General features: G+C 62.7%; 21 protein-coding genes. 5 read left to right on the top strand and 16 right to left on the bottom strand.

Translation table 11 applies throughout. The features are described from left to right. Window positions 1-52 precede the first annotated feature (52 nt). From APH36_RS05230 to nhaB, 4 genes are all read right to left on the bottom strand, one after another. On the bottom strand, window positions 53-1012 hold the full coding sequence (locus APH36_RS05230; protein ID WP_060497769.1) for a ribonuclease Z: 960 nt from the start codon (window positions 1010-1012) through the stop codon (window positions 53-55). Between the two features lie 16 nt (window positions 1013-1028). Beyond that, window positions 1029-1475 (bottom strand): NUDIX hydrolase, encoded by a 447-nt coding sequence (locus APH36_RS05225; protein WP_177337083.1) that lies wholly within the window; start codon window positions 1473-1475, stop codon window positions 1029-1031. Between the two features lie 85 nt (window positions 1476-1560). Then, a complete protein-coding gene (locus APH36_RS05220; protein WP_060497767.1) occupies window positions 1561-2106 on the bottom strand; it encodes a lipocalin family protein in 546 nt (181 codons plus the stop codon). A gap of 112 nt (window positions 2107-2218) precedes the next feature. Next, window positions 2219-3721 (bottom strand): sodium/proton antiporter NhaB, encoded by a 1503-nt coding sequence (nhaB, locus tag APH36_RS05215; protein ID WP_060497766.1) that lies wholly within the window; start codon window positions 3719-3721, stop codon window positions 2219-2221. Between the two features lie 150 nt (window positions 3722-3871). Between nhaB and APH36_RS05210 the strand changes: the two genes are divergently transcribed. Both APH36_RS05210 and nudC read left to right on the top strand, forming a co-directional pair. Then, the gene (locus APH36_RS05210; RefSeq protein ID WP_060497765.1) at window positions 3872-4684 is read left to right on the top strand and encodes a crotonase/enoyl-CoA hydratase family protein; all 813 of its coding nucleotides are present in this window, start codon (window positions 3872-3874) and stop codon (window positions 4682-4684) included. 36 nt (window positions 4685-4720) lie between these two features. Then, window positions 4721-5551, top strand: coding sequence for an NAD(+) diphosphatase (gene nudC, locus APH36_RS05205; protein WP_060497764.1), 831 nt, complete (start codon window positions 4721-4723; stop codon window positions 5549-5551). Here nudC and APH36_RS05200 read toward each other — a convergent pair. The 11 genes from APH36_RS05200 to APH36_RS05150 form a co-directional block, all read right to left on the bottom strand. After that, window positions 5519-6298 (bottom strand): TSUP family transporter, encoded by a 780-nt coding sequence (locus APH36_RS05200; RefSeq protein WP_060497763.1) that lies wholly within the window; start codon window positions 6296-6298, stop codon window positions 5519-5521. The two genes, nudC and APH36_RS05200, sit on opposite strands and share 33 nt — an antisense overlap. A gap of 133 nt (window positions 6299-6431) precedes the next feature. Continuing rightward, entirely contained in the window at window positions 6432-7262 is an 831-nt protein-coding gene (locus tag APH36_RS05195; RefSeq protein WP_060497762.1) for an alpha/beta fold hydrolase, read from the bottom strand. An 80-nt stretch (window positions 7263-7342) separates the two neighbouring features. Continuing rightward, window positions 7343-8632, bottom strand: a complete 1290-nt coding sequence (locus APH36_RS05190) for an FAD-binding oxidoreductase (protein ID WP_060497761.1) — start codon at window positions 8630-8632, stop codon at window positions 7343-7345. A gap of 217 nt (window positions 8633-8849) precedes the next feature. Next, complete coding sequence (locus tag APH36_RS05185) at window positions 8850-10808, bottom strand: DNA topoisomerase III (protein WP_060497760.1); 1959 nt, start codon at window positions 10806-10808, stop codon at window positions 8850-8852. Between the two features lie 166 nt (window positions 10809-10974). Beyond that, entirely contained in the window at window positions 10975-11403 is a 429-nt protein-coding gene (locus APH36_RS05180) for a GNAT family N-acetyltransferase (RefSeq protein WP_019096721.1), read from the bottom strand. After that, a complete protein-coding gene (locus APH36_RS05175; protein ID WP_016711508.1) occupies window positions 11396-12562 on the bottom strand; it encodes a cupin domain-containing protein in 1167 nt (388 codons plus the stop codon). The genes APH36_RS05180 and APH36_RS05175 overlap by 8 nt, the downstream gene beginning before the upstream one ends. Window positions 12563-12643: 81 nt before the next feature. Beyond that, window positions 12644-14014 carry an adenylosuccinate lyase gene (gene purB, locus APH36_RS05170; protein WP_060497759.1) on the bottom strand — a complete coding sequence of 457 codons (1371 nt, stop codon included), beginning with the start codon at window positions 14012-14014 and terminating at the stop codon, window positions 12644-12646. Window positions 14015-14144: 130 nt separating this feature from the next. Then, window positions 14145-14771: a high frequency lysogenization protein HflD gene (hflD, locus tag APH36_RS05165; protein ID WP_060497758.1), complete on the bottom strand. Its 627-nt coding sequence runs from the start codon at window positions 14769-14771 to the stop codon at window positions 14145-14147. Next, window positions 14768-15892 carry a tRNA 2-thiouridine(34) synthase MnmA gene (gene mnmA, locus APH36_RS05160; protein WP_060497757.1) on the bottom strand — a complete coding sequence of 375 codons (1125 nt, stop codon included), beginning with the start codon at window positions 15890-15892 and terminating at the stop codon, window positions 14768-14770. Before mnmA ends, hflD begins: the two co-directional genes overlap by 4 nt. Before the next feature lie 59 nt (window positions 15893-15951). Next, window positions 15952-16392 carry an NUDIX hydrolase gene (locus tag APH36_RS05155; RefSeq protein WP_060497756.1) on the bottom strand — a complete coding sequence of 147 codons (441 nt, stop codon included), beginning with the start codon at window positions 16390-16392 and terminating at the stop codon, window positions 15952-15954. A gap of 186 nt (window positions 16393-16578) precedes the next feature. Continuing rightward, the gene (locus APH36_RS05150; protein ID WP_060497755.1) at window positions 16579-18804 is read right to left on the bottom strand and encodes an NADP-dependent isocitrate dehydrogenase; all 2226 of its coding nucleotides are present in this window, start codon (window positions 18802-18804) and stop codon (window positions 16579-16581) included. Between the two features lie 414 nt (window positions 18805-19218). On the opposite strand from APH36_RS05150, the gene icd reads away from it, so the two are divergent. Further along, a complete protein-coding gene (gene icd, locus APH36_RS05145; protein WP_016711502.1) occupies window positions 19219-20475 on the top strand; it encodes an NADP-dependent isocitrate dehydrogenase in 1257 nt (418 codons plus the stop codon). Window positions 20476-20544: 69 nt separating this feature from the next. Here icd and cspD read toward each other — a convergent pair whose 3' ends face one another. Then, on the bottom strand, window positions 20545-20799 hold the full coding sequence (gene cspD / locus APH36_RS05140; protein WP_060497754.1) for a cold shock domain-containing protein CspD: 255 nt from the start codon (window positions 20797-20799) through the stop codon (window positions 20545-20547). A gap of 229 nt (window positions 20800-21028) precedes the next feature. Here cspD and clpS point away from each other — a divergent pair, with 229 nt between their 5' ends. Together clpS and clpA are read left to right on the top strand one after the other, a co-directional pair. After that, complete coding sequence (gene clpS / locus APH36_RS05135; RefSeq protein WP_013973290.1) at window positions 21029-21391, top strand: ATP-dependent Clp protease adapter ClpS; 363 nt, start codon at window positions 21029-21031, stop codon at window positions 21389-21391. Window positions 21392-21421: 30 nt separating this feature from the next. Continuing rightward, the coding region (clpA, locus tag APH36_RS05130) for an ATP-dependent Clp protease ATP-binding subunit ClpA (RefSeq protein WP_060497753.1) at window positions 21422-23651 on the top strand (2230 nt) is incomplete at its 3' end.

Genomic DNA, 23651 nt, shown 5'->3' with positions numbered 1-23651 from the left:
TCAAAATTCAAGACAGGCACCTGTCAGTACCACGCCTATCTCCTGGCATATATCAGCCAACAGCCTCAAGACAGCCATTGCGGTTAATGTGATAACGCTGCAGGTCCTGCGCCAGGGTCAGTTGCCCGTGGTAGTGGGCGAGGGCTTCGTCACGCACGTTATCGATATTCGGGCTGCGCTTGGGATCGCTTTGGTAGCGGGCGCTAAAGTGCGTCAGCACCAGGTTGCGCACGCCTGCCGCTTCGGCAAAGCGCGCTACCGCTGCTGCGGTGCTGTGGCCGAAGGTGATCCCGGTGCGCTCGACCACGGCCTGGGTGAACGTGGCTTCGTGCACCAGCACATCAGCGCCTTTGGCGACATCGGCCAGCAATTTGGGGTTGTCGTTGTCCCCGCACACGATCACCCGGCGCGGCGGGCGCGAAGGGCGCAAGTAGTCGTTACCGTCCAGCCACTGCCCGCCATGCTGCGTCTTCAAGCCTTTGGCCAGCTCGCCCCACAGTGGGCCGCGTGGAATGCCTTCGGCTTCCAGGCGCTGGATGTCCAGGCGCGGTTCCGGGTTGAGTTCGGTGAAAACGAAAGCGACGCTCGGTACCCGGTGTGACAACTGTACGGTGGTCACTTGCAGGGTCTCGCTGCGCCATTCGGCGACGTCCTCCACGGGCAGCAGGCGCAGTTCGAAGGGCAGGAAGGTGTCGCTGGCCAGCAGGCCCTGACGTACCCAGTCATGCAGTGCGGCGGGTAAAATCAGCTCCAGCGGCTGGGTGCGCCCGCTCATCCCGGCACTGGCCAGCAGGCCTGGCAGGCCAAAGCAATGGTCGCCGTGCACATGGGTGATGAAAATGGCACGCAAGTCACGGATCGACAGCGGCGTGTGCAGCAACTGATGCTGGGTGCCTTCGCCGCAGTCGACCAGGTACCAGTGGCTGCCACTGGCTTCGATCACCGCAGTGGCGCTGACGTTGCGCGCCTTGGTCGGCACCCCGGCAGAGGTGCCCAGGAACAGCAGGTCCATGCTCAGGGCTCCTGATTCAGTCCAGCAGCGACAGGTTGCGCAGCATCACCTGCAGCCCCTGTGGCACCAGTGGGCCGATGCGAGCGAAGTCGGCGCTGTTGCACCAGCGGGCGCGGAACGGGCTGTTGTCGGACTCGTGGCCGTCCAGCCAGTCTTGCTCGTACAGGCCGGCGTCATCGAAGCGCGCATCGTACACCTGCACAATCTCATGCCCCGGCTTGCCGGCATAGGTGAACAGGCTTTCGAGGGTGCCGAGCAGTCTTGCATCGCTGATCGGCTGGCCCAGCTCTTCATGGATTTCCCGGGCAATGGCATCCTGAGCCAACTCACCGAACTCGACGCCGCCTCCCAAGGGGCGGCACAGCGTCTGGCCGGTGGCCGGGTCGTCAAACACGTTGACCAGGATCTTGCCCTGGTGATGGAACACGCACAGGGCAAGAAAACGGATACGGGGTGCTTGCAGCGGTTGAGTGCTCAACGGGCTCGTTCCTTCGAGTCGATAAAGGGCGCACACCTTAGCCGGATTACCGCATGCCGTCGATGGTGAGCTATTCTGCCTGACGCCAGATGAGCTTGCTGGTGTCATAGCCTTGCTCCCGCGCGATGCTCAGCAGTTGCTCGCGTTGCTGGTCGGGGACCGCCGGCGTGCGCGACAGCAGCCACAGGTACTCACGGTTGGGGTGGCCGACCAACGCCACGCGGTAGTCCTTGTCGTGGTACAGCACCCAGTATTCGCCCTTGGTCAGGCCGGGGGCCAGGCGGCTGAACCAGTTGTCGAAGCGTACCCACAGCTTGTCGGTGCTGCCCGGTTGCTGGGCTTCGGCGACACCTTTGGCTTCATTCCACTGGCCGTCCTTCTCCTGGCAACGGTTGGTCACGTCGATGCGGCCATCGGTACGCAGGCCATAGTGCGCCTCGGACTGCACGCAGTTGCGCTGGAAGAACATCGGCAGCCGCGCCAGTTCGTACCAGGTGCCTTGATAGCGTTGCAGATCGACCTGCTGGGTATGCGGCGGCGCCGGGTGATCGTTGCCGGCGCAACCGAGCAGGGCCAGGGTGATGCAGGACAGCAGCAACGGGGTGCGTAGTGCCATGGCGAACCTCCTTGGAACGGATGGGGAGTTACCTGTGTTTCGATGCGGGCGCGGGGCAAAAGTTGTATTGGATATGGGAGGCATGCACGCGCGCGCTACGATAACCTCGACCTCACAACCAGTATGTCACCGCCCACCACCCCAGCCCACCCATCACCACGGTATAAGGCAAGGCCATCCACACCATCCGCCCATACGACAGCCGGATCAACGGCGCAATTGCCGAGGTCAGCAGGAACAGAAACGCGGCCTGGCCATTCGGTGTCGCCACGCTGGGCAGGTTGGTACCGGTATTGATCGCCACCGCCAGTGTCTCGAAATGCTCGCGGCTCATGCCGCCATTGAGAAACGCCTGCTTCACTTCGGTGATGTAGATGGTGGCAACGAACACGTTGTCGCTGATCGCCGACAGCAGGCCGTTGGCCAGGTACAGCATGCCCGGCTGTTGCTCGGCAGGCAGCGTCAGCACCCAGCTGATCAAGGGGCTGAACAGTTGCTGCTGATGAATCACTGCCACCACGGCGAAGAACACCACCAGCAAGGACGTGAACGGCATGGCGTCCTGGAAGGCACGGCCCAGGCGGTGCTCATCGGTGATGCCGGTAAAGGCCGTGATCAGCACAATCACCATCAGGCCGATCAGGCCAACCTCGGCCACGTGCAGCCCCAGGCATACGATCAGGATCAGCGCAGCCAAACCTTGCACCCACAGCGCCAGGCGCTGGGCCTGGGTGCGGGCCGCGTCGTCTTCGGCCGCATAGGTGGCCAGTACCTGACGCACGGGTTCAGGCATCAGCGTGCCGTAGCCGAACAGGCGAAGCTTCTCCAGCAGCACGCAAGTGAGCAGGCCGGCACCCAGCACCGGCAGCGACACGGGCGCCACCTTGAAGAAGAAGTCGGAAAAGTGCCAGCCCATTTCATGGCCGATCAGCAGGTTTTGCGGCTCGCCCACCAGCGTGCAAACACCGCCCAGGGCAGTACCCACCGCGCCGTGCATCAGCAGGCTGCGCAGGAAGGCGCGGAACTTGTCGAGGTCTTCGCGGTGCAATTGTGCCACTTGTTGATCGCTATCGAGCGCGCTGTCTTCGCGCGGGTTGGCCCCGGAGGCGACACGGTGGTAAACGGCGTAAAAGCCAACCGCAGCGCTGATGATCACCGCCGTTACGGTCAGCGCATCGAGAAACGCCGAGAGGAATGCCGACAGCACGCAGAACAGCAACGACAGGAGCGCCTTCGAGCGAACGCCCAGCAGGATGCGTGAGAACAGGAACAGCAGCAGCTCCTTCATGAAGTGGATACCGGCAACCATGAACATCAGCAGCAGAATCACCGGGAAGTTGTGCTGCAGTTCCTCGTACAGCGCCTGTGGCGTGGTCATCTGCAACAGCAGGGCTTCGATCAGCAGCAGGCCGCCCGGCATCAGCGGGTAGCATTTCAGCGCCATGCCCAGGGTGAAAATGAACTCGAGTACCAGCGCCCAGCCAGCTGCAACCGGACCAAGGGTTACCAGCAGCAGCGGGTTGAGCACCAGGAACAGGCAGATGACCGCCTTGTACCAAAGCGGCGACTGGCCCAGAAAACTGTGGGCGAGGGCGCCGGTCGGGGAGCGTGACATGTATTTGTATCCTTATAATTCGGCGATGGCGCACGGTGCCGGATCGGCGCGTCTTAGGCAAGGCGTGCAGTCCCGTTTTTGGCACAAGTGCGGTCATCGGGCTGGGTTACCATCCGAGCCATGAACCCTTCACCCGCAGGAGTGCCGCCCGTGACCGAGTACAGCGCATTCAAGGTCGAACTGACCGACAACATCGCCCACGTTCAGATCAACCGCCCGGAAAAGGTCAACGCGATGAACGCCGCCTTCTGGGAGGAGATCATCGACATCTTCCAGTGGATCGACGACACCGATGCGGTGCGCGCGGTGGTGATCAGCGGCGCCGGCAAGCATTTCTCCGCCGGTATCGACCTGATGATGCTGGCGTCGCTGGCCGGGCAGATGGGCAAGGATGTGGGCCGCAATGCGCGCTTCCTGCGCAAGACCATCCAGCGCCTGCAGGCTTCGTTCACTGCCGTGGACAATTGCCGCAAGCCGGTGCTGGCTGCCGTGCAAGGCTACTGCATCGGTGGTGCCATCGACCTCATCTCGGCCTGCGACATGCGCTACTGCAGCAACGATGCCCAGTTCTCGATCAAGGAAATCGACATGGGCATGGCCGCCGATGTCGGCACACTGCAACGTTTGCCACGTATCATCGGTGACGGCATGATGCGTGAGCTGGCCTTCACCGGGCGCAACGTTGCGGCGGACGAAGCCCTGCGCATCGGCTTGGTCAACCGGGTCTATGATGATCAGGCCGCGCTACTCGACGGTGTCTTTGCCATCGCCCGCGAGATTGCCGCAAAATCGCCGATCGCCGTGGCCGGCACCAAGGAAATGCTCAGCTACATGCGCGACCATCGCATCGACGATGGCCTGGACTACATCGCCACCTGGAACGCCGCGATGCTGCAGTCCGAAGACTTGCGCGTGGCTGTGGCGGCGCACATGAGCAAACAGAAACCGACGTTCGCCGACTGATCGGGCCGGGGGACGCGCAGTAAAGGAACCCCCGACATGTCAGCACGCTGGACTACCGCAGTACTCGACCCGCAGATCACCGGGGGGCTGGCCGTGGCCCGCAGCCCGGAAGGGTTTTTGGTGGACGACAACGGCGCGCTGTTCCCCCGCCACTGGCTCAAGCGCCAGGACCTCGACGTGCTGTGCGAGCACGGCATCGGTCATTTCGACGGCCAGCCCGTGTTCCTGCTGGAACTGCGCAGTGCGACGGACGTGCCAGGCTGCAACTGGCGCGGTCTGCGCGCGTTCATGCTTGAAGGCGACTTCGACACCTACAAGGTGCTGGGTTATGCCGCGCAGATTGGTACCTGGGCCAGAGAGCACCGTTTCTGCGGCAGCTGCGGCCAGGCCATGACGCAAATTCGCTGGGAGCGGGCGATGTATTGCCAGCCGTGCGACCTGCGCAGCTACCCGCGTATTTCACCCAGCATGATCGTGCTGGTAACCCGTGGCGATGAAATCCTGCTGGCGCGCTCGCCACGCTTCGTCACCGGGGTGTACAGCACCTTGGCCGGTTTTGCAGAGCCGGGTGAGTCGGCCGAAGACTGCCTGGTGCGCGAAGTGCGTGAAGAAGTGGCGGTGGAGGTACAGAACATTCAGTACGTCGGCAGCCAGTGCTGGCCGTTCCCGCATTCTATGATGCTCGGCTTCCATGCCGAATTTGCCGGGGGCGAGATTGTGATGCAGCCGGACGAGATCGAGGATGCCAAGTGGTTCAGCGTCCACGACCTGCCGCCGCTGCCGGCCGGGCGCTCCATTGCCCGGTATCTGATCGATTTGTACGTTGCGCGTCGCTTAGGATTGGCCGAACCAGTGCTGCCACGCTAGGCGCACGGTCAACGCCAGCACCACGGTGATGAACACCGGGCGGATGAACTTGCTGCCGCCGCTGATTGCCGTGCGTGCGCCGAAGAAGGCACCGACCATCACCGACAGGCCCATGCACAGGCCGACGATGTAGTCCACTTGCCCGGAAATGATGAACACCGTCAGCGCCGCGATGTTGCTGACGAAGTTCATGCTGCGCGCCACGCCGCTGGCGCGGACCAGGTCGATGGGGTAGAGCAGCAGGGTACTGACGGTCCAGAAGGCCCCGGTACCCGGCCCGGCCACACCATCGTAGAAGCCCAAGGTGAAGCCTTGTGGCATCTGCCATTTCTTCTTGATCGGTGCATCGGCATCCAGCGGCGCTTTTGGCGTGCCGCCAAACAACAAGTAGATGCCGCAGGCGAAGACGATGACCGGCAGCATCTTGTTAAGCCATTCGGCCGGCATGTAGTGGGCAACCACTGCGCCAATCGATGCCCCGACCAGGGTGGCGAACAGCGCCGGGCGCCATTGTGCCGGGTGGAACAGCTTGCGTTTGTAGTAGGTGAAGCCGGCAGTGGCCGAGCCGAAGGTGGAGCTGAGCTTGTTGGTGCCCAGTACCAGGTGTGGCGGCATGCCAGCGGTGAGCAGGGCCGGGGTGGTCAGCAGGCCGCCGCCACCGGCGATGGCATCGATGAAGCCAGCGACGAAGGCGACCAGGGCCAGGATCAGCAGGGTTAGGGGTTCTACGGTAAGTTCGAAGGGCATGGGGTTTTGGCAGGCAGGGAGGCAGCAAAGGGCTGCACTAGAAGCGGGGTATGGTAATCCTGGGATGGATGTGTTGCCAGTGCCGGCCTCTTCGCGGGTTTACCCGCGAAGAGGCCGGTGCAGGCTAACGACATCAACTACGGATGAACGCCAGCAAATCCGCATTGATCACATCGGCATGGGTAGTCGGCATGCCATGCGGGTAGCCCTTGTAAGTCTTCAGTGTGCCATTGGGCAGCAGCTTCGCCGACAACACCCCGGAATTCTCATACGGCACGATCTGGTCATCGTCCCCATGCATCACCAGCACCGGCTGCTGAATGCCCTTCAAATCCTCGGTGAAGTCCGTCTGGGAAAACGCCACGATGCCATCGTAATGGGCCTTGGCACTGCCGATCATGCCTTGGCGCCACCAGTTGCCGATGATGCCTTCGCTGGCTTCGACACCAGGGCGGTTGTAGCCATAGAACGGCCCGGCCGGCACATCCCGGTAGAACTGCGCCCGGTTACTGGCCACCTGGGCCTGAAACCCGTCAAACACCGACTTGGGCAGGCCGCCGGGGTTGGCGGGTGTTTGCACCATCAGTGGTGGTACAGCGGCGATCAGCACGGCCTTCGCCACCTTGTCTTCCGGGTGCCGCGCTATGTAGCGCACCACCTCGCCACCACCGGTCGAGTGGCCGACATGCACGGCGCCCTGGGTGCCCAGGTGAGTAACCACGGCAGCCGTATCATCGGCATAGTGGTCCATGTCATGGCCGTCCCATACCTGGCTGGAACGCCCATGGCCTCGGCGGTCGTGGGCGACCACGCGGAAACCCTGGGCCAGGAAGAACAGCATCTGCGCGTCCCAGTCATCGGCGCTGAGCGGCCAGCCGTGGTGGAAGTGGATGACCGGTGCGTCGCGTGGGCCCCAATCCTTATAGAAAATCTGCACCCCGTCCTTCGTGGTTACATAGCTCATGGTCGTGTCTCCTGTTTGCAGGAACCGAATGGAGCTGTTGAGAATAGGAGAGATTTCCGGGCAGCAAGCACCGGCCGTCTTCAGGCACGGTCCCGCATTCTGTACCAAGCCTTGGCGGCCGCCTCCAGCGGTGCTGCCAGCAGGTCGCCGCCGGGGAAGCGGCCGTTGTCGATGCCTTGGTACAGTGCCAGCAGGTCGTCGTCACCGAGAATTGCATCACTGACTGCCCGTGCCGCTGCCAGGGTTGGCAGCACGCCATGGCCGGAGAAACCTTGCAGCCAGTAGCGTTGGCCCTCGCGGCCGACGTCCGGGGTACGCTGGATACTGCAGTCGATATGGCCGCCCCAGGCATAGTCGATGGCCACCCCGGCCAGTTGCGGGAAGACGCGCTCCAGGTAGGGCCGGGTGGCGCTGGCGACGTCCTTGGGGATGCCGCCCAGGTAGGTACAGCCGCCACCGAACAGCAGGCGGTGGTCCGGCGTAAGGCGGAAGTAGTCGGGTACGAACTGGTTGTCGATCACGCAGCTGTTGCGCGGTAGCAGCGAACGGGCGAAGTCGGCGTCCAGTGGCGCGGTGGCCACCTGGTAGGAGCCGACGGGTAACAGGCGGCGCGACAGGCTGCGGTCGAGGCGGTCGATGTAGGCGTTGCAGGCCAGCACCAACACGTTGCAGCGCACTTCGCCTTTGTCGGTTCGGGCAACGTAGCCATCGCCTGCCTCCTGGTAGCGGAGTACCTGGCTTTGTTCGTAGATATGGCCGCCAGCGGCTTCAATGGTGCTGGCCAGGCCTTGTGCCAGCTTCAGCGGGTTGAGGTGGGCGCCTTTGGCGTCATACAGCGCGGCCTGATAGCGCGGGCTGTCGATCCATTGCGGCAGCTCTTCACGGCCGATCAGGCGCAGGGCGTCGTAGCCCCATTTGTGTTCAGCCTCGTGCTGGGCTTCCTCAAGCAGTTTCACCCGGCGCGGTAGCACGGCGGTCCATAGGCTGCCCAGCCGGTAATCGACATCGAAGCCGTGGCGCTGGGGGAGGTCGCGCATTTCGTCAGCGGCCCAGCACATGCTGGCCCACAGCCGTTGGGTGCGTTCGATGCCCAAGGCCTTTTCCAGCGGCGGCATATCGCACGACCAGCCCAATAGTGCCTGGCCGCCGTTGCGCCCGGAGGCGGCCCAGGCCACGCGGCTTGCTTCCAGCAGTGTGACGCGCTTGCCCGCCTGGGTAAGGCGCAGGGCGGTGTGCAGGCCGCTGAAACCGGCGCCGACGATAAGCACATCGGTGTCGTGGGGGCCTTGTAGCGTTGGGCGTAGGGGGATGTTGGCGGGGTAGGTCTGGGCGTAGTAGCTGGCGACGTGCTGGGCGGACTGCTTGAACATGCATAGACCTCATGAAAATTATTGTGATTATTTTCATGAAAACTTAGCAGGTAAATTTCATGCTGCCAATGTGTCGGGCTGGATTTGAGGTTTGCCTGTTAGTGATGTGCTGCCTGTACTGGCCTCTTCGCGGGTAAACCCGCTCCTACATTGGGTACAGTTTCGTTGTAAGAGCGGGTTTACCCGCGAAGAGGCCAGTAATGACGATGCAGAACTTTCAGGTTGCCGGTTTTTTTCGAGGCTGACGCGGCTTGCTAGCGGCCGACTTGCTGCCAGCTGTTTTACTTTTCCCCCCACCACGCCGCTTTTTCTTCCAAGGCGGCGGCGCACCTGCGGCCGGCCCGCTGATGGTCATGCGCATGCCGCTACACCGCTCGACCAGCTTGCCCATCCACGCCGATTGCCGGGCAACGAACTCTTCCAGGCTCATCTCGCCGCTCTGCACCATGTCCAGCGCCTGCTCCCAGATGGCCGTGGTGCCAGGGTCAGCAATGGCTTTCGGCACCGCATCGATCAGGCTGAACGCCGCCGGTGTGGCCGACAGTACCTTGCCATTCTTCACCAGGTAGCCACGGTCAAGCAGGCCCTGAATGATGCTGGCGCGCGTGGCTTCGGTGCCGATACCGGTGGTTTCCTTCAGCTTCTGTTTCAACCGCGGGTCGTCCACCAGCTTGGCCACGTTTTTCATGGCCTTGATCAGGTCGCCTTCGGTGAACGGCTTGGGGGGTTGAGTCCACAGGTCTTTCAGTTGCAGACCTTGTACGTTGCAGTCCTGGCCTTCGCGCAGTGCTGGCAGCACCTGGGCGGGTGGTGCCTCGCGGCCCTTGGCCGGGGTCAATGCCTCAGGCAGGGCGCGGCGCCAGCCCGGCTCGACAATCTGCTTGCCCACCGCACGCAGGGCATGTCCGGCACAGTCGAAGTCGGCCTGGGTGCGGTCGTACTCATGGTTGGGCAGGAACTGCGCCAGGTAGCGGGCGCGGATCAGGGTATACACCGCCTTGTGCTTGGCCGGCAGGCGCGACGGGTCGCTGGCGGCGGCGGTGGGGATGATGCCGTGGTGGGCGCTGACCTTGGCGTCGTTCCATGCCCGCGAGCGGCGCTGTGGCTCCAGGTAGGGCTGTAGAGGCGCCAGGCTGGCATCGGCCCGTTGCAAGGCAGCGAGGATGGCCGGCGCTTCGGCGTGCTGGCTTTGCGGCAGGTAACCGCAGTCGCTGCGCGGGTAGGTGATCAGCTTGTGGGTTTCGTACAGGGCCTGGGCGATGTCGAGGGTTTCCTGGGCGCCGAGGCCGAACTTTTTCGAGCACAGCTCCTGCAGGGTGCCGAGGTCGAAGGGGAGTGGTGCGGCTTCACGCACGCGCTCGGTGGCAACCTTGACGGCGCGGGCTGTGCCGGCATTGCCGATGTCGGTGGCCGCTTGTTGTGCCAAGGTTTGCTTCAGGCAGCGGCCTTGGTCGTCGCAGGCGTCCTCGGGGGCGCGCCATTGGGCATTGAAGTGTTGGCCGGCGAGTTCCAGTTGCACATCGATGGCCCAGAACGGCACGGGTACGAAGTCGGCGATGCTGCGGTCGCGGTCGACCACCAGGCGCAAGGTGGGCGTTTGCACCCGGCCCACCGGCAACACGCCCTGGTAGCCGGATTGGCGGCCCAGCAGGGTGAACAGCCGGCTCATGTTCATGCCAATCAGCCAGTCGGCGCGCGAGCGGCCCAGTGCCGAGTGGTACAGGTTGAAGGTTTCGTGGCCGGGCAGCAGGCGGGCCAAGGCCTTGCGGATGGACGCGTCGTCCAGTGCCGACAGCCACAGGCGTTGCACCGGGCCGCGATAGCGGCAATGTTCGACCAGTTCGCGGGCGATCATTTCGCCTTCGCGGTCGGCGTCGGTGGCGATCACCAGCTCCCGCGCTTCGCCAAGCAGGCGTTTGACGGCCTTGAACTGGCTGGCGGTCTTGGGCTTGACCAGCATCTTCCACTTGTCCGGGATGATCGGCAGGTCGGCCAGGTTCCAGCGCTTGTAGCGTTCGTCGTAGCTGTCGGGCGGGGCGGTTTCCAGCAGGTGGCCGATGCACCAGGTGACGCAGACGTCGGTGCCTTGCCAGCAGCCGTCGCCCTTGCGGTTGGCGCCGAGCACTTTGGCGATGTCTTTTGCCTGAGAGGGTTTTTCGCAGAGGAACAGGCGCATGGCCGGGAACGCTTCATCGGGGTAATGAGCACTAGGATGCGCAAGCGGGGGCGCAGAGGCAAGTTTTATCTGGATGGATGTACAGGTTTTTGTCAGTGGAAGTGTTTTGAGCCTGTACCGGCCTCTTCGCGGGTAAACCCGCGAAGAGGCCGGTACAGGCTACGGGTCAGGCGCGCGAGTCGCGCACCATGTCCACGTGCGGGATACCAGCTTCGAGGAACTCCTCGCTGACTACGCGAAAGCCCAGGCGCTCGTAGAACGGTGTGGCATGCACCTGAGCGCTGAGCATCTGCTGCTTCAGGTCGCGGTTCTGCGCTTCGACGATGACTGCGTTCATCAGCGCGTCACCCACTTTCAAGCCGCGCCAGTCCTTCAGCACCGATACCCGGCCGATCGTCCCGTCTGGCAGCAGGCGGGCAGTGCCGATCGGGTAGTCGCCTTCCAGGGCCAGGAAGTGTGCCGCTGTCGGGTCATCCGAGTCCCACTCCAGCTCCGGCGGTACATGCTGTTCGGCAATGAACACCGCCTCACGGATACGGCGAATGTCTGCGTTGTCTTTGTGCCAGTCGGCGAGGCGAACGCTGATCTTATTCATTGGCGAATCCCAGGCTTCCTTGTTTGACCAGCTGCTGTACCAGCATAAGGCCATCTTCGTCTTGCAGCCAGTCTGCCAGGTTGTCGATATGCAGGGCATCGGCCGCGCACACCAGCTTCAGCAGCTCGCGCAGTTTGCCCGGCAGCGGGCAGCTGCGGCCGCTGGCGAACAGCAGCAGGTCGTCTTCGAATTCGGACCAGGCCAGGCGTGCGCTTGGGTTGCGGATCAGGATGGCGCCTTGTTCCAGGGCATCGATCAGTTCCTCTTCGCTCAGCTCTTCGCCAACGATCTGCTCGGGGTAACGCGGCTCGGTCATGAACTGACCGAACCAGGTCAGCAGCAGGTCCTTGTCGTTCATGTGCTTGTCGAGCAGCGCCTTGAGGCGGTCGAGGGCGTCGTGCTGGATCTGGTGCGGGTCGCTGGCTGGCTGGGCGTCGGCATCGCTGTAGCGCTCTTCGTCAGGCAGGAACTGGCCCAGGAAGTCGGTGAAGTGGGTCAGCACTTCGGCGGCGCTTGGGGCGCGGAAGCCGACCGAGTAGGTCAGGCAGTCGTCCACGGCCACGCCATAGTGGGCCAGACGCGGTGGCAGGTAGAGCATGTCGCCTGGCTCCAGGGTCCATTCTTCGCTCTGCTCGAACTCGGCCAGGATACGCAGGTCGGCGTGCTCCAGCAGCGGGCTGTCGCTGCTGCACATCTGGCCGATCTTCCAGTTGCGCTGGCCGTGGCCTTGCAGCAGGAACACGTCGTAGTTGTCGAAGTGCGGACCAACGCTGCCACCCGGAGCGGCGAAGCTGATCATCACGTCATCGATACGCCAGCTGGGCAGGAAACGGAAGTTTTCCAGCAGTTCGGCCACTTCTGGGACAAACTGGTCCACGGCTTGTACCAGCAGGGTCCAGTCTTTTTCTGGCAGCTCGGCGAAGGTGTCTTCGTTGAACGGGCCGCGGCGCAGCTCCCACGGGTGGGCGCCGTGCTCCAGCACGATACGCGACTCGACTTCGTCTTCCAGGGCCAGGCCGGCCAGTTCGTCGGGGTCGATGGGGCTGATGAAGTCCGGGAAGGCCTGGCGCACCAGCAGCGGCTTCTTCTGCCAGTAGTCGCGCATGAATTCGCGGGCCGAGATGCCGCCGAGCAGCTGCAGTGGAGTATCAGGATTCATGTTCAACCTATTGAAAAAACGTGATTTTCGTACGGGAATAAAAACGCCCGGCCAGGCCGGGCGTTGTACGCGACGGTCAGCTTAGATGCGTTTGGCCTGCGCTGCAGCGTTACCGATGTAGGTAGCGGGGGTCAGCAGCTTGAGCTCGGCCTTGGCGTCGGCTGGCATGTCCAGCCCGTCGATGAAGGTCAGCAGCGCGTCCGGGGTGATGCCCTTGCCACGGGTCAGCTCTTTGAGCTTCTCGTAGGGGTTTTCGATGTTGAAGCGGCGCATCACGGTCTGGATCGGCTCGGCCAGCACTTCCCAGCAGGCGTCCAGGTCGGCGGCGATGCGGGCTTCGTTCACTTCCAGCTTGCCGATGCCTTTCAGGCTGGCTTCGTAGGCGATGACGCTGTGGGCAAAGCCCACGCCCAGGTTACGCAGCACGGTGGAGTCGGTCAGGTCACGCTGCCAGCGCGAGATCGGCAGCTTGCTGGCCAGGTGCTGGAACAGCGCATTGGCGATACCCAGGTTGCCTTCGGAGTTTTCGAAGTCGATCGGGTTGACCTTGTGCGGCATGGTCGACGAGCCGATTTCGCCAGCGACAGTCTTCTGCTTGAAGTAGCCCAGCGAGATGTAGCCCCACACATCGCGGTCGAAGTCGATAAGGATGGTGTTGAAGCGGGCAATGGCGTCGAACAGCTCGGCGATGTAGTCGTGCGGCTCGATCTGGGTGGTGTACGGGTTGAACTGCAGGCCCAGCTCGTCTTCGATGAAGGCGCGGGCGTTCTGCTCCCAGTCGATCTGCGAGTAGGCCGACAGGTGGGCGTTGTAGTTGCCCACGGCGCCGTTGATCTTGCCCAGCAGCGGCACGGCGGCAACCTGGGCGATCTGGCGCTCCAGGCGGTACACGACGTTGGCCAGTTCTTTTCCCAGGGTGGTCGGCGAGGCTGGCTGGCCGTGGGTACGCGACAGCATCGGCACCTCGGCGTGGGCATGGGCCAGGGCACGGATGGCGTCGGCGATCTGGCGCATCAGCGGCAGCAGCACGTCGTCACGGCCGGCGCGCAGCATCAGGGCGTGGGACAGGTTGTTGATGTCCTCGCTGGTGCAGGCGAAGTGGATGAATTCGCTGACCTTGGCCAGCTCAGGCAGCTTGGCGGCCTGCTCCTTGAGGAGGTATTCGATCGCCTTGACGTCGTGGTTGGTGGTGCGCTCGATTTCCTTGACGCGCTCGGCGTGTTCAAGCTTGAAATCGGTGGCCAGGCTGTCCAGCAGGGCGTTGGCTTCGGCGGAGAACGCCGGCACTTCGCCGATCTGCGGGTGGGCGGCCAGGCGCTGCAGCCAGCGCACTTCGACCAGGGCGCGGAAACGGATCAGGCCGAATTCGCTGAAAATGGGGCGCAAGGCCTGGGTTTTGCCGGCATAACGGCCGTCTACAGGGGAAACCGCAGTGAGCGAAGAAAGCTGCATGGGGTGTTCTCGGACAGTCAGGCTTTTGGAAGGGCGCATATCATACATGAAAATTGCGCCCGAGTCGGGTGGCTGACCAAAGGTCGGCCCGATTGGGATCTGGTGGCAGACCCTGTGGGAGCGCAGCCTGTCAGTTGGGGCTGCGCATCATGTCATACAGTTCGTTCAGCAGCTTGCGCCGGCTGAACACCAGCTGCCAGCGGTGCCCGCCCAGTTGGCGCCACAGCCGGGCGGCGCGGATGCCGGCCAGCAGCAGGGCACGGATCTTCGAGGCGTTGCTGGCCTGCTGCAGGAAGCGCATGTCGCCGTGCACCTGGATGCGCTGGCGCAAGGTGCTGAGCGTGTCCTGATACAAGGCTCCGCTGGAAGCGATGACGTTTTCATGAACCAGGCCGAAATGCTCGGCCTGGGACTGGATTTGCGGCAAGCGGTTGCCGATGGTGTCGAGCAGGTCGCCACGTTTGTTCAGCTGGCGCTCCAGGCCCAGCATCGACAGGGCATAGCGCAGCGGCTCGCGCTGCAGGCTGCCGGGGTCGCGCTCCAGGGCGCCTGCCAGTGCACGGTAGCCGTCGCGCAGGTTCAGGTCGTCGCCACCGAACACTTCCAGGGTGTCCTTGGGGTCGCGGACCAGCAGGCTGCCGAGCATGCAGCCAATGTTGGCCTCGCTGGCCTGGCCGGTGCGGGCGATACGGTCAACCAGCACGGCGGCCTGGAATACACCGCCCAAAGCAATCAATTGCTCCTGCAGGTTGCTCATGCGCGCGGGCTCCACGGCTCGGCGGCTTCGATCACGCCGCCGCCCAGGCACACTTCGCCGTCGTAGAACACCACCGACTGGCCCGGGGTGACGGCGCGCTGCGGCTCGTCGAACACGGCGCGGTAGCCGGTTTCGGTCAGCTCAAGGGTGCATTGCTGGTCGCTCTGGCGGTAACGCACCTTGGCAGTCAGCTGGCGTGGGCGGCTGAGGTCGATCGGGTTGACCCAGAAGATTTCCGAGGCGAGCAGGGCGCGGGAGAACAGCCATGGGTGTTCGTTGCCCTGGCCGACCACCAGCACGTTGCGGGTCAGGTCCTTGTGCAGCACGTACCACGGCTCGTCACCGGCATCTTTCAGGCCGCCAATCCCCAGGCCCTGGCGCTGGCCGATGGTGTGGTACATCAGGCCATGGTGGCGGCCGATCACTTCACCTTCGGTGGTTTCGATATCGCCCGGCTGGGCTGGCAGGTACTGCTTGAGGAAGTCGCTGAAACGGCGCTCGCCAATGAAGCAGATGCCGGTGGAGTCCTTTTTCTTGGCGGTGGCCAGGCCGTGTTTCTCGGCAATCGCGCGCACCTCGGGCTTTTCCAGCTCGCCGACCGGGAACAGGGTGCGGGCGATTTCCTTGCCGCCGACGGCGTGCAGGAAGTAGCTCTGGTCCTTGTTCGGGTCAAGGCCCTTGAGCAGTTCGGTGAGCTCACCGGTGTCGCGGCGGCGTACGTAGTGGCCGGTGGCGATCAGGTCGGCACCCAGCGACAAGGCGTAGTCGAGAAACGCCTTGAACTTGATTTCGCGGTTGCAGAGGATGTCCGGGTTGGGCGTACGGCCAGCCTTGTATTCTTCAAGGAAGTGCTCGAACACGTTGTCCCAGTATTCGGCGGCGAAGTTGGCGGTGTGCAGCTTGATGCCGATGCGGTCGCACACGGCCTGGGCGTCGGCCAGGTCTTCGCGGGCGGTGCAGTATTCGGTGCCGTCGTCTTCTTCCCAGTTCTTCATGAACAGCCCTTCCACCTGGTAGCCCTGCTCCATGAGCAGAAGGGCGGAGACGGAAGAGTCCACGCCGCCGGACATGCCGACGATGACGCGGGTCTTGGCGGGGTCTTTGAGTGCTGGGCTGGTCATGGGTACCGGTGTGTATCAGAGGGGAAAAACGCCGATTCTATCAAACCCGCGACGTTGCGTCAGTCGCGTAGCAGTTCGAGGCTGTGCAAGGGGCCTTTGAGGTAGTCGTCGAGACAGCGCGGCACCAGCTCGCTGCGCCAGTGGGTGGGGTCGGCCAGCAGCTCGTCGCGGGTCAGCCACACCGCACGGACGATGTCGCTGTCCAGGGCCAGGTCGGCGTGGTGGCGAACGGGGCGGGCGGCGAAGCAGATGCGCTGGTAGGTCACGCCGTTGCTGGGGGCGGTGTAGAGGTAGATGCCGACCACGCCGGTGAGCTCCACTTCCCAGGCGGTTTCTTCCAGGGTTTCGCGCAGGGCGGCCTGGGGTAGGGTCTCGTTGGGTTCGAGGTGGCCGGCGGGTTGGTTGAAGACATGCTGGTTGGCTTTGAACTCTTCGACGAAGAGGAACTTGCCTTCGTGCTCGACGATGGTGGCGACGGTGATGTGGGGTTGCCAGGTCATTTGCGGTGTCCTTTCGATCTTGGGGTCGCTTTGCGGCCCAATCGCGACTTGCAGTCGCTCCTACAAGGGGGCGCGCGCCCGTAGGAGCGACTGCAAGTCGCGATTGGGCTGCAGAGCAGCCCCATTTCCCAGAAAGCACAAACCCCGGTGCGTGGCCGGGGTTTGTGCTGTTACTTCAAGCGAACCTTACAGGGCGGCAATGGCGCTGTTCAGGGTCTGGCTTGGGCGCATCACCTTGGCGGTCAGCTCGGCATCCGGGGCGTAGTAGCCACCGATGTCGGCTGGCTTGCCCTGAACGGCGTTGAGCTCGGCGACGATCGTCTCCTCGTTCTCGGTCAGGGTTTTTGCCAGCGGGGCGAAGCGAGCCTGCAGGGCAGCGTCGTCAGTCTGGGCAGCCAGGGCCTGGGCCCAGTACAGGGTCAGGTAGAAGTGGCTGCCGCGGTTGTCGATACCACCGACTTTGCGCGAAGGCGACTTGTTGGTGTCGAGGAACTTGCCGGTAGCCTGGTCCAGGGTGTTGGCCAGAACCTTGGCACGCGGGTTGTCGTAGGTGTTGCCCAGGTGCTCCAGGGAAGCGGCCAGGGCCAGGAATTCACCCAGCGAGTCCCAACGCAGGAAGTTCTCTTCAACCAGCTGCTGCACGTGCTTCGGAGCCGAACCGCCGGCGCCGGTTTCGAACAGGCCACCGCCGTTCATCAGCGGCACGATCGACAGCATCTTGGCGCTGGTGCCCAGTTCCATGATCGGGAACAGGTCGGTCAGGTAGTCGCGCAGCACGTTGCCGGTCACCGAGATGGTGTCCTTGCCTTCGCGGATGCGGGCCAGGGAGAACTTGATGGCGTCGACCGGGGCCAGAACGCGGATGTCCAGGCCGGTGGTGTCGTGATCTTTCAGGTACTTCTGCACTTTTTCGATCATCACGCCGTCGTGGGCGCGGGCCGGGTCCAGCCAGAACACCGCAGGGGTGTTGCTCAGGCGGGCACGGTTGACGGCCAGCTTGACCCAGTCCTGGATCGGCGCGTCTTTGGTCTGGCACATGCGGAAGATGTCGCCAGCTTCGACGTTCTGCTCAAGTACGACGTTACCTTTGCCATCGACCACGCGCACAACGCCGTCGGCCTTGATCTGGAAGGTCTTGTCGTGGGAACCGTACTCTTCGGCCTTTTGTGCCATCAGGCCAACGTTCGGCACGCTGCCCATGGTGGTTGGGTCGAAGGCGCCGTTTTTCTTGCAGTCTTCGATGGTGGCCTGGTAGATGCCAGCGTAGCAACGGTCCGGGATCACGGCCTTGGCGTCTTGCAGTTCGCCAGCGGTGTTCCACATCTTGCCCGAGTCACGGATCATGGCCGGCATCGAAGCGTCGACGATGACGTCGCTCGGTACGTGCAGGTTGGTGATGCCTTTGTCGGAGTTGACCATGGCCAGGGCTGGGCGCTGGGCGTACAGGGCCTGGATGTCGGCTTCGATCTCGGCCTGCTTGTCGGCTGGCAGGTCCTTGATGCGGGCGTACAGGTCGCCGATGCCGTTGTTGGCGTTGAAGCCGACTTCAGCCAGCGCGGCGGCGTGCTTGGCCAGCACGTCGTTGTAGAACTCTTCGACGATGACGCCGAACATGATCGGGTCGGAAACCTTCATCATGGTGGCTTTCAGGTGCACCGACAGCAGTACGCCGGAGGCCTTGGCATCGGCGATCTGCTCGGCGATGAAGGCTTTCAGGGCCTTGCGGCTCATGGTGGCGCAGTCGATCACTTCGGCAGCTTTGACGGCGGTCTTTTCTTTCAGCACGGTGGTGCTGCCGTCTTTGGCAACCAGCTCGATGCGCAGGCTATCGTCAGCTTCGATCAGGGCAGCTTTTTCGCTGCCGTAGAAGTCGCCCTGGGTCATGTGGGCAACGTGCGACTGAGAGTCGGCGGCCCAGGCGCCCATCTTGTGTGGGTGCTTGCGGGCGTAGTTCTTGACCGACAGCGGCGCGCGGCGGTCGGAGTTGCCTTCGCGCAGTACCGGGTTCACGGCCGAACCCTTGATGCGGTCGTAGCGGGCGCGGGACTCTTTTTCTTCCGCGGTGGCCGGCTCGTCGGCGTAGTCAGGGATGTTGAAGCCCTTGCCTTGCAGTTCCTTGATCGCGGCTTTGAGCTGCGGTACCGAGGCGCTGATGTTCGGCAGCTTGATGATGTTGGCTTCAGGGGTGGTAGCCAGCTGGCCCAGTTCCGCCAGGTGATCGCCTACTTGCTTCTCTGCGCCCAGTTGCTCCGGGAAGGCGGCAAGGATACGGCCGGCCAGGGAGATGTCGCGGGTTTCGACGGCGATGTCAGCCGAAGCGGTGAAGGCTTCGACGATCGGCAGCAGCGAGTAAGTGGCGAGGGCGGGGGCTTCGTCGGTGAAGGTATAGATGATCTTGGAACGGGTGGGCATGCGGGTTAACTCTCTGTGTGCTGAGCGTGCTCGAGTCTCGTGGTGCGCAGGGTAGGCGCATCGCCCTGACAACGCCATGAGCGGAAAGTCGAGAGGCTGCGAGCGGTGATGGTGGATGCATCAGTCGAGCGTCAAGTGCTGAACTGCGGTAACAGCCCAGGCTTTACGGCCATTCATGGCCTAGGGCGGTCCGCATTTTCCTGGGATTCGCCCCGATGACCCTTCGGTCGCGGCGGAGTATACCAAACCATTCGGGCTAATCAGCAAGGCCAAGTGATATCGGCCCATTTATAAGACCAAAGACTAAGCGGCAATGTGGCGGGTTGTCGCATGCCTTGCAGGTCGGCAGATGTGGTTTAGGCTCATTGCATCGCATGATGTCCAAACCACACCCGACAGCGGAGTAGTGCAAGCATGGGATACCAGAAAATCAAGGTTCCGACCGACGGCACCAAGATCACCGTCAATGCAGACCATTCGCTTAACGTGCCTGACCACCCGATCATTCCTTACATTGAGGGTGACGGGATCGGCGTCGATGTTTCGCCCGTGATGATCAAGGTGGTCGATGCCGCCGTGCAGAAGGCCTACGGCGGCAAGCGCAAGATTGCCTGGATGGAGGTGTACGCCGGCGAGAAGGCCACCCAGGTGTACGACCAGGACACCTGGCTGCCTCAGGAAACCCTCGACGCCGTGCGTGATTACGTGGTGTCGATCAAGGGCCCGCTGACCACCCCGGTGGGTGGCGGCATCCGCTCGCTCAACGTGGCCCTGCGCCAGCAACTGGACCTGTATGTGTGCCTGCGGCCGGTGCTGTGGTTCCAAGGTGTACCGAGCCCGGTGAAAAAGCCTGGCGACGTCGACATGGTGATCTTCCGCGAGAACTCCGAAGACATCTATGCCGGCATCGAGTGGAAGGCCGGCTCGCCCGAGGCCAACAAGGTGATCAAGTTCCTCAAGGAAGAAATGGGCGTCACCAAGATCCGCTTCGACCAGGACTGCGGCATTGGCGTGAAGCCGGTTTCGAAAGAGGGCACCAAGCGCCTGGTGCGTAAGGCCCTGCAATACGTGGTGGACAATGACCGCGAGTCGCTGACCCTGGTGCACAAAGGCAACATCATGAAGTTCACCGAAGGTGCCTTCAAAGACTGGGGTTATGAAGTGGCCCGGGATGAGTTCGGCGCCGAACTGCTCGATGGTGGCCCTTGGATGAAGTTCAAGAACCCCAAGACCGGCCGCGAGGTCATCGTCAAGGACGCCATCGCCGACGCCATGCTGCAGCAGATTCTGCTGCGCCCGGCCGAGTACGACGTGATTGCCACCCTGAACCTCAACGGTGACTACCTGTCCGACGCTCTGGCGGCGGAGGTGGGCGGTATCGGCATCGCACCGGGCGCCAACCTTTCCGACACCGTGGCCATGTTCGAGGCCACTCACGGCACTGCGCCCAAGTACGCGGGGCAAGACAAGGTCAACCCCGGCTCGGTCATTCTCTCGGCGGAGATGATGCTGCGACACATGGGCTGGACCGAGGCGGCCGACCTGATCATCAAGGGCACCAATGGCGCGATTGCGGCCAAGACCGTGACCTACGACTTCGAGCGGCTGATGGACGGGGCAAAGCTGGTGAGCAGCTCAGGCTTTGGTGATGAAATGATCAAGCATATGTAAGGCAAGAGAAAACCGGTCGCCAGGGTAAAAGGGCGACCGGTTTTTTCGTACTACGACACGGGGCGGCGATCAGACGCGTACGGTTTCGCTTGCGGCCTGGCCTTGGGCTTTGGCTGCCGCAGCGGCGTCCATTATCTTCACCGCGTGCAGGCCTTTGGGGCCCTGGATGATTTCGAACTCCACGGCCTGGCCCGCCTTCAGTGTCTTGTATCCGTCCATCTGGATGGCCGAGTAATGAGCGAAAAGGTCATCGGATTTACCTTCCTCGTTGATGAATCCGTAGCCCTTGGCATTGTTGAACCACTTGACTTTACCGCTTGCCATCCCTATGTCCCTCTGCAAAGGACTCCATCACTGGAGTATCATCCACTTCATCCGCATACGAACCTTGCGAAATTCTGGTTGACTGCGCGGATCTTTATCGACCACGGTGGGTTCTTATTGGTTGTAACACCGTTTTTCCGATAGTCAAGGTCGCCCGGCGCCTGCGCCGTTCGTGGCCTGTGCGGTCAACCCACAACCTTAACCTGACGCTCATGATGAAATTCTTTCCATGCATGCACCTAGTGAGATTCGACTAACATTCAATCAGGATCGCCCGCAATCGAATGAGGACGACGGCTCAGGTCTTGCAGTTCAGGAAGCCAAGCCGATCCTGCAGGCGCCACCGATGTACAAGGTGGTTTTGTTCAACGATGACTACACGCCGATGGATTTCGTCGTCGAAGTGCTCGAGACGTTCTTTAATCTGAACCGCGAGCTGGCGACCAAGATCATGCTGACCGTCCATACCGAAGGGCGGGCAGTGTGCGGATTGTTTACCCGTGACATCGCCGAAACAAAGGCTATGCAGGTCAACCAATACGCCAGGGAAAGCCAGCATCCGCTACTCTGTGAAATCGAGAAGGACGGTTAATCGCCGACCACTTGGGTATGAGGTGAAGCTATGTTAAACCGCGAGCTCGAAGTCACCCTCAATCTTGCCTTCAAGGAGGCCCGTTCGAAGCGTCATGAGTTCATGACCGTCGAACATCTGCTGCTGGCACTCCTTGACAATGAGGCTGCCGCGACCGTTCTGCGCGCCTGTGGCGCCAATCTCGACAAGCTCAAGCACGACCTGCAAGAGTTCATCGATTCCACTACGCCGCTGATTCCTGTCAACGACGAAGACCGTGAAACCCAGCCGACCCTGGGCTTCCAGCGGGTGCTGCAGCGTGCCGTGTTCCACGTGCAAAGCTCCGGCAAGCGCGAAGTGACCGGCGCCAACGTGCTGGTGGCGATCTTCAGCGAGCAGGAAAGCCAGGCTGTGTTCCTGCTGAAACAGCAGAGCGTGGCCCGTATCGACGTGGTCAACTACATCGCCCATGGCATCTCCAAGGTGCCGGGGCATGGTTCGCAATCTGAAAACGACCAAGACATGCAGGACGAGGAGGGTGGCGAAACCTCCTCTTCGAGCAACCCGCTGGACGCCTATGCCAGCAACCTGAACGAGCTGGCCCGTGCTGGCCGTATCGACCCGCTGGTGGGGCGCGAGCAGGAAGTGGAGCGCGTGGCGCAAATCCTGGCGCGCCGGCGCAAGAACAACCCGTTGCTGGTGGGTGAGGCGGGCGTTGGCAAGACTGCCATCGCCGAAGGCCTGGCCAAGCGCATTGTCGATGGCCAGGTGCCCGACCTGCTGGCGCAAAGCGTGGTGTATTCCCTTGACCTGGGCGCGCTGTTGGCTGGTACCAAATACCGCGGCGACTTCGAGAAGCGCTTCAAGGCGCTGCTCGGTGAGCTGCGCAAGCGCCCGCAGGCGATCCTGTTCATCGACGAAATCCACACCATCATCGGTGCCGGTGCGGCATCGGGCGGGGTGATGGATGCCTCCAACCTGCTCAAGCCGCTGCTGTCGTCGGGTGAGATCCGTTGCATCGGCTCGACCACCTTCCAGGAATTCCGCGGCATCTTCGAGAAGGACCGTGCCCTGGCACGTCGCTTCCAGAAGGTGGATGTCAGTGAGCCGTCGGTCGAAGACACCGTGGGCATCCTGCGCGGCCTGAAAGGGCGTTTCGAGAGCCACCACAACATCGAGTACAGCGACGAAGCCCTGCGCGCCGCCGCCGAACTGGCCTCGCGCTACATCAATGACCGGCACATGCCCGACAAAGCCATCGATGTGATCGACGAAGCCGGTGCCTACCAGCGGCTGCAGCCGGAGGCCATGCGCGTCAAACGCATCGATGTGCCTCAAGTCGAGGACATCGTCGCCAAGATCGCGCGGATTCCGCCGAAGCACGTCACCAGCTCCGACAAGGAGCTGCTGCGTAACCTTGAGCGTGACCTGAAGCTGACCGTGTTCGGTCAGGACCAGGCCATCGACTCGCTGTCTACGGCCATCAAGCTGTCCCGTGCTGGCCTGAAGTCGCCAGACAAGCCCGTCGGTTCGTTCCTGTTCGCTGGCCCTACCGGCGTCGGCAAGACCGAAGCGGCGCGGCAGCTGGCCAAGGCGCTGGGCGTGGAGCTGGTGCGGTTCGACATGTCCGAGTACATGGAGCGCCATACCGTGTCGCGCCTGATCGGTGCGCCTCCTGGTTACGTAGGGTTCGACCAGGGGGGCTTGCTGACCGAGGCGATTACCAAGCAACCGCATTGCGTATTGCTGCTCGATGAAATCGAGAAGGCCCACCCGGAAGTCTTCAACCTGCTGCTGCAGGTGATGGACCACGGTACCCTGACCGACAACAACGGGCGCAAGGCCGACTTCCGTAACGTGATCCTGATCATGACCACCAACGCGGGTGCAGAAACGGCAGCGCGGGCCTCGATCGGCTTCACCCATCAGGACCACGCGTCCGATGCCATGGAAGTGATCCGCAAGAGCTTCACGCCAGAGTTCCGCAACCGTCTGGATACCATTATCCAGTTTGGTCGCCTGAGCACCGAGACGATCAAGAGCATCGTCGACAAGTTCCTTATCGAACTGCAGGCGCAGCTGGAAGACAAGCGTGTGCTGCTGGAAGTCAGCGACGCCGCACGCGGCTGGCTGGCGGTGTCGGGCTACGACGTGCAGATGGGTGCGCGGCCGATGGCGCGGCTGATCCAGGACAAGATCAAGCGGCCGCTGGCCGAGGAGATCCTGTTTGGAGAACTGGCCGAGCATGGTGGTGTGGTGCACGTCGACCTGCGCGATGGCC

It is taken from the genome of Pseudomonas sp. NBRC 111133 (genome assembly GCF_001320605.1).
GTDB lineage: Bacteria > Pseudomonadota > Gammaproteobacteria > Pseudomonadales > Pseudomonadaceae > Aquipseudomonas > Aquipseudomonas monteilii.
This window is presented reverse-complemented; position numbering and strand designations above follow the sequence as displayed.

Bases quoted from the DNA above. Each gene is read 5' to 3' on its own strand.
- mnmA (WP_060497757.1), bottom strand. From the start codon at position 15,892: ATGACCAGCCCAGCACTCAAAGACCCCGCCAAGACCCGCGTCATCGTC.
- APH36_RS05195 (WP_060497762.1), bottom strand. From the start codon at position 7,262: ATGAGCTATGTAACCACGAAGGACGGGGTGCAGATTTTCTATAAGGAT.
- nhaB (WP_060497766.1), bottom strand. From the start codon at position 3,721: ATGTCACGCTCCCCGACCGGCGCCCTCGCCCACAGTTTTCTGGGCCAG.
- APH36_RS05150 (WP_060497755.1), bottom strand. From the start codon at position 18,804: ATGCCCACCCGTTCCAAGATCATCTATACCTTCACCGACGAAGCCCCC.
- APH36_RS05155 (WP_060497756.1), bottom strand. From the start codon at position 16,392: ATGACCTGGCAACCCCACATCACCGTCGCCACCATCGTCGAGCACGAA.
- APH36_RS05230 (WP_060497769.1), bottom strand. From the start codon at position 1,012: ATGGACCTGCTGTTCCTGGGCACCTCTGCCGGGGTGCCGACCAAGGCG.
- clpS (WP_013973290.1), top strand. From the start codon at position 21,029: ATGCATGCACCTAGTGAGATTCGACTAACATTCAATCAGGATCGCCCG.
- nudC (WP_060497764.1), top strand. From the start codon at position 4,721: ATGTCAGCACGCTGGACTACCGCAGTACTCGACCCGCAGATCACCGGG.
- APH36_RS05220 (WP_060497767.1), bottom strand. From the start codon at position 2,106: ATGGCACTACGCACCCCGTTGCTGCTGTCCTGCATCACCCTGGCCCTG.
- cspD (WP_060497754.1), bottom strand. From the start codon at position 20,799: ATGGCAAGCGGTAAAGTCAAGTGGTTCAACAATGCCAAGGGCTACGGA.
- icd (WP_016711502.1), top strand. From the start codon at position 19,219: ATGGGATACCAGAAAATCAAGGTTCCGACCGACGGCACCAAGATCACC.
- APH36_RS05175 (WP_016711508.1), bottom strand. From the start codon at position 12,562: ATGAATCCTGATACTCCACTGCAGCTGCTCGGCGGCATCTCGGCCCGC.
- hflD (WP_060497758.1), bottom strand. From the start codon at position 14,771: ATGAGCAACCTGCAGGAGCAATTGATTGCTTTGGGCGGTGTATTCCAG.
- APH36_RS05180 (WP_019096721.1), bottom strand. From the start codon at position 11,403: ATGAATAAGATCAGCGTTCGCCTCGCCGACTGGCACAAAGACAACGCA.
- APH36_RS05185 (WP_060497760.1), bottom strand. From the start codon at position 10,808: ATGCGCCTGTTCCTCTGCGAAAAACCCTCTCAGGCAAAAGACATCGCC.
- APH36_RS05200 (WP_060497763.1), bottom strand. From the start codon at position 6,298: ATGCCCTTCGAACTTACCGTAGAACCCCTAACCCTGCTGATCCTGGCC.
- purB (WP_060497759.1), bottom strand. From the start codon at position 14,014: ATGCAGCTTTCTTCGCTCACTGCGGTTTCCCCTGTAGACGGCCGTTAT.
- APH36_RS05190 (WP_060497761.1), bottom strand. From the start codon at position 8,632: ATGTTCAAGCAGTCCGCCCAGCACGTCGCCAGCTACTACGCCCAGACC.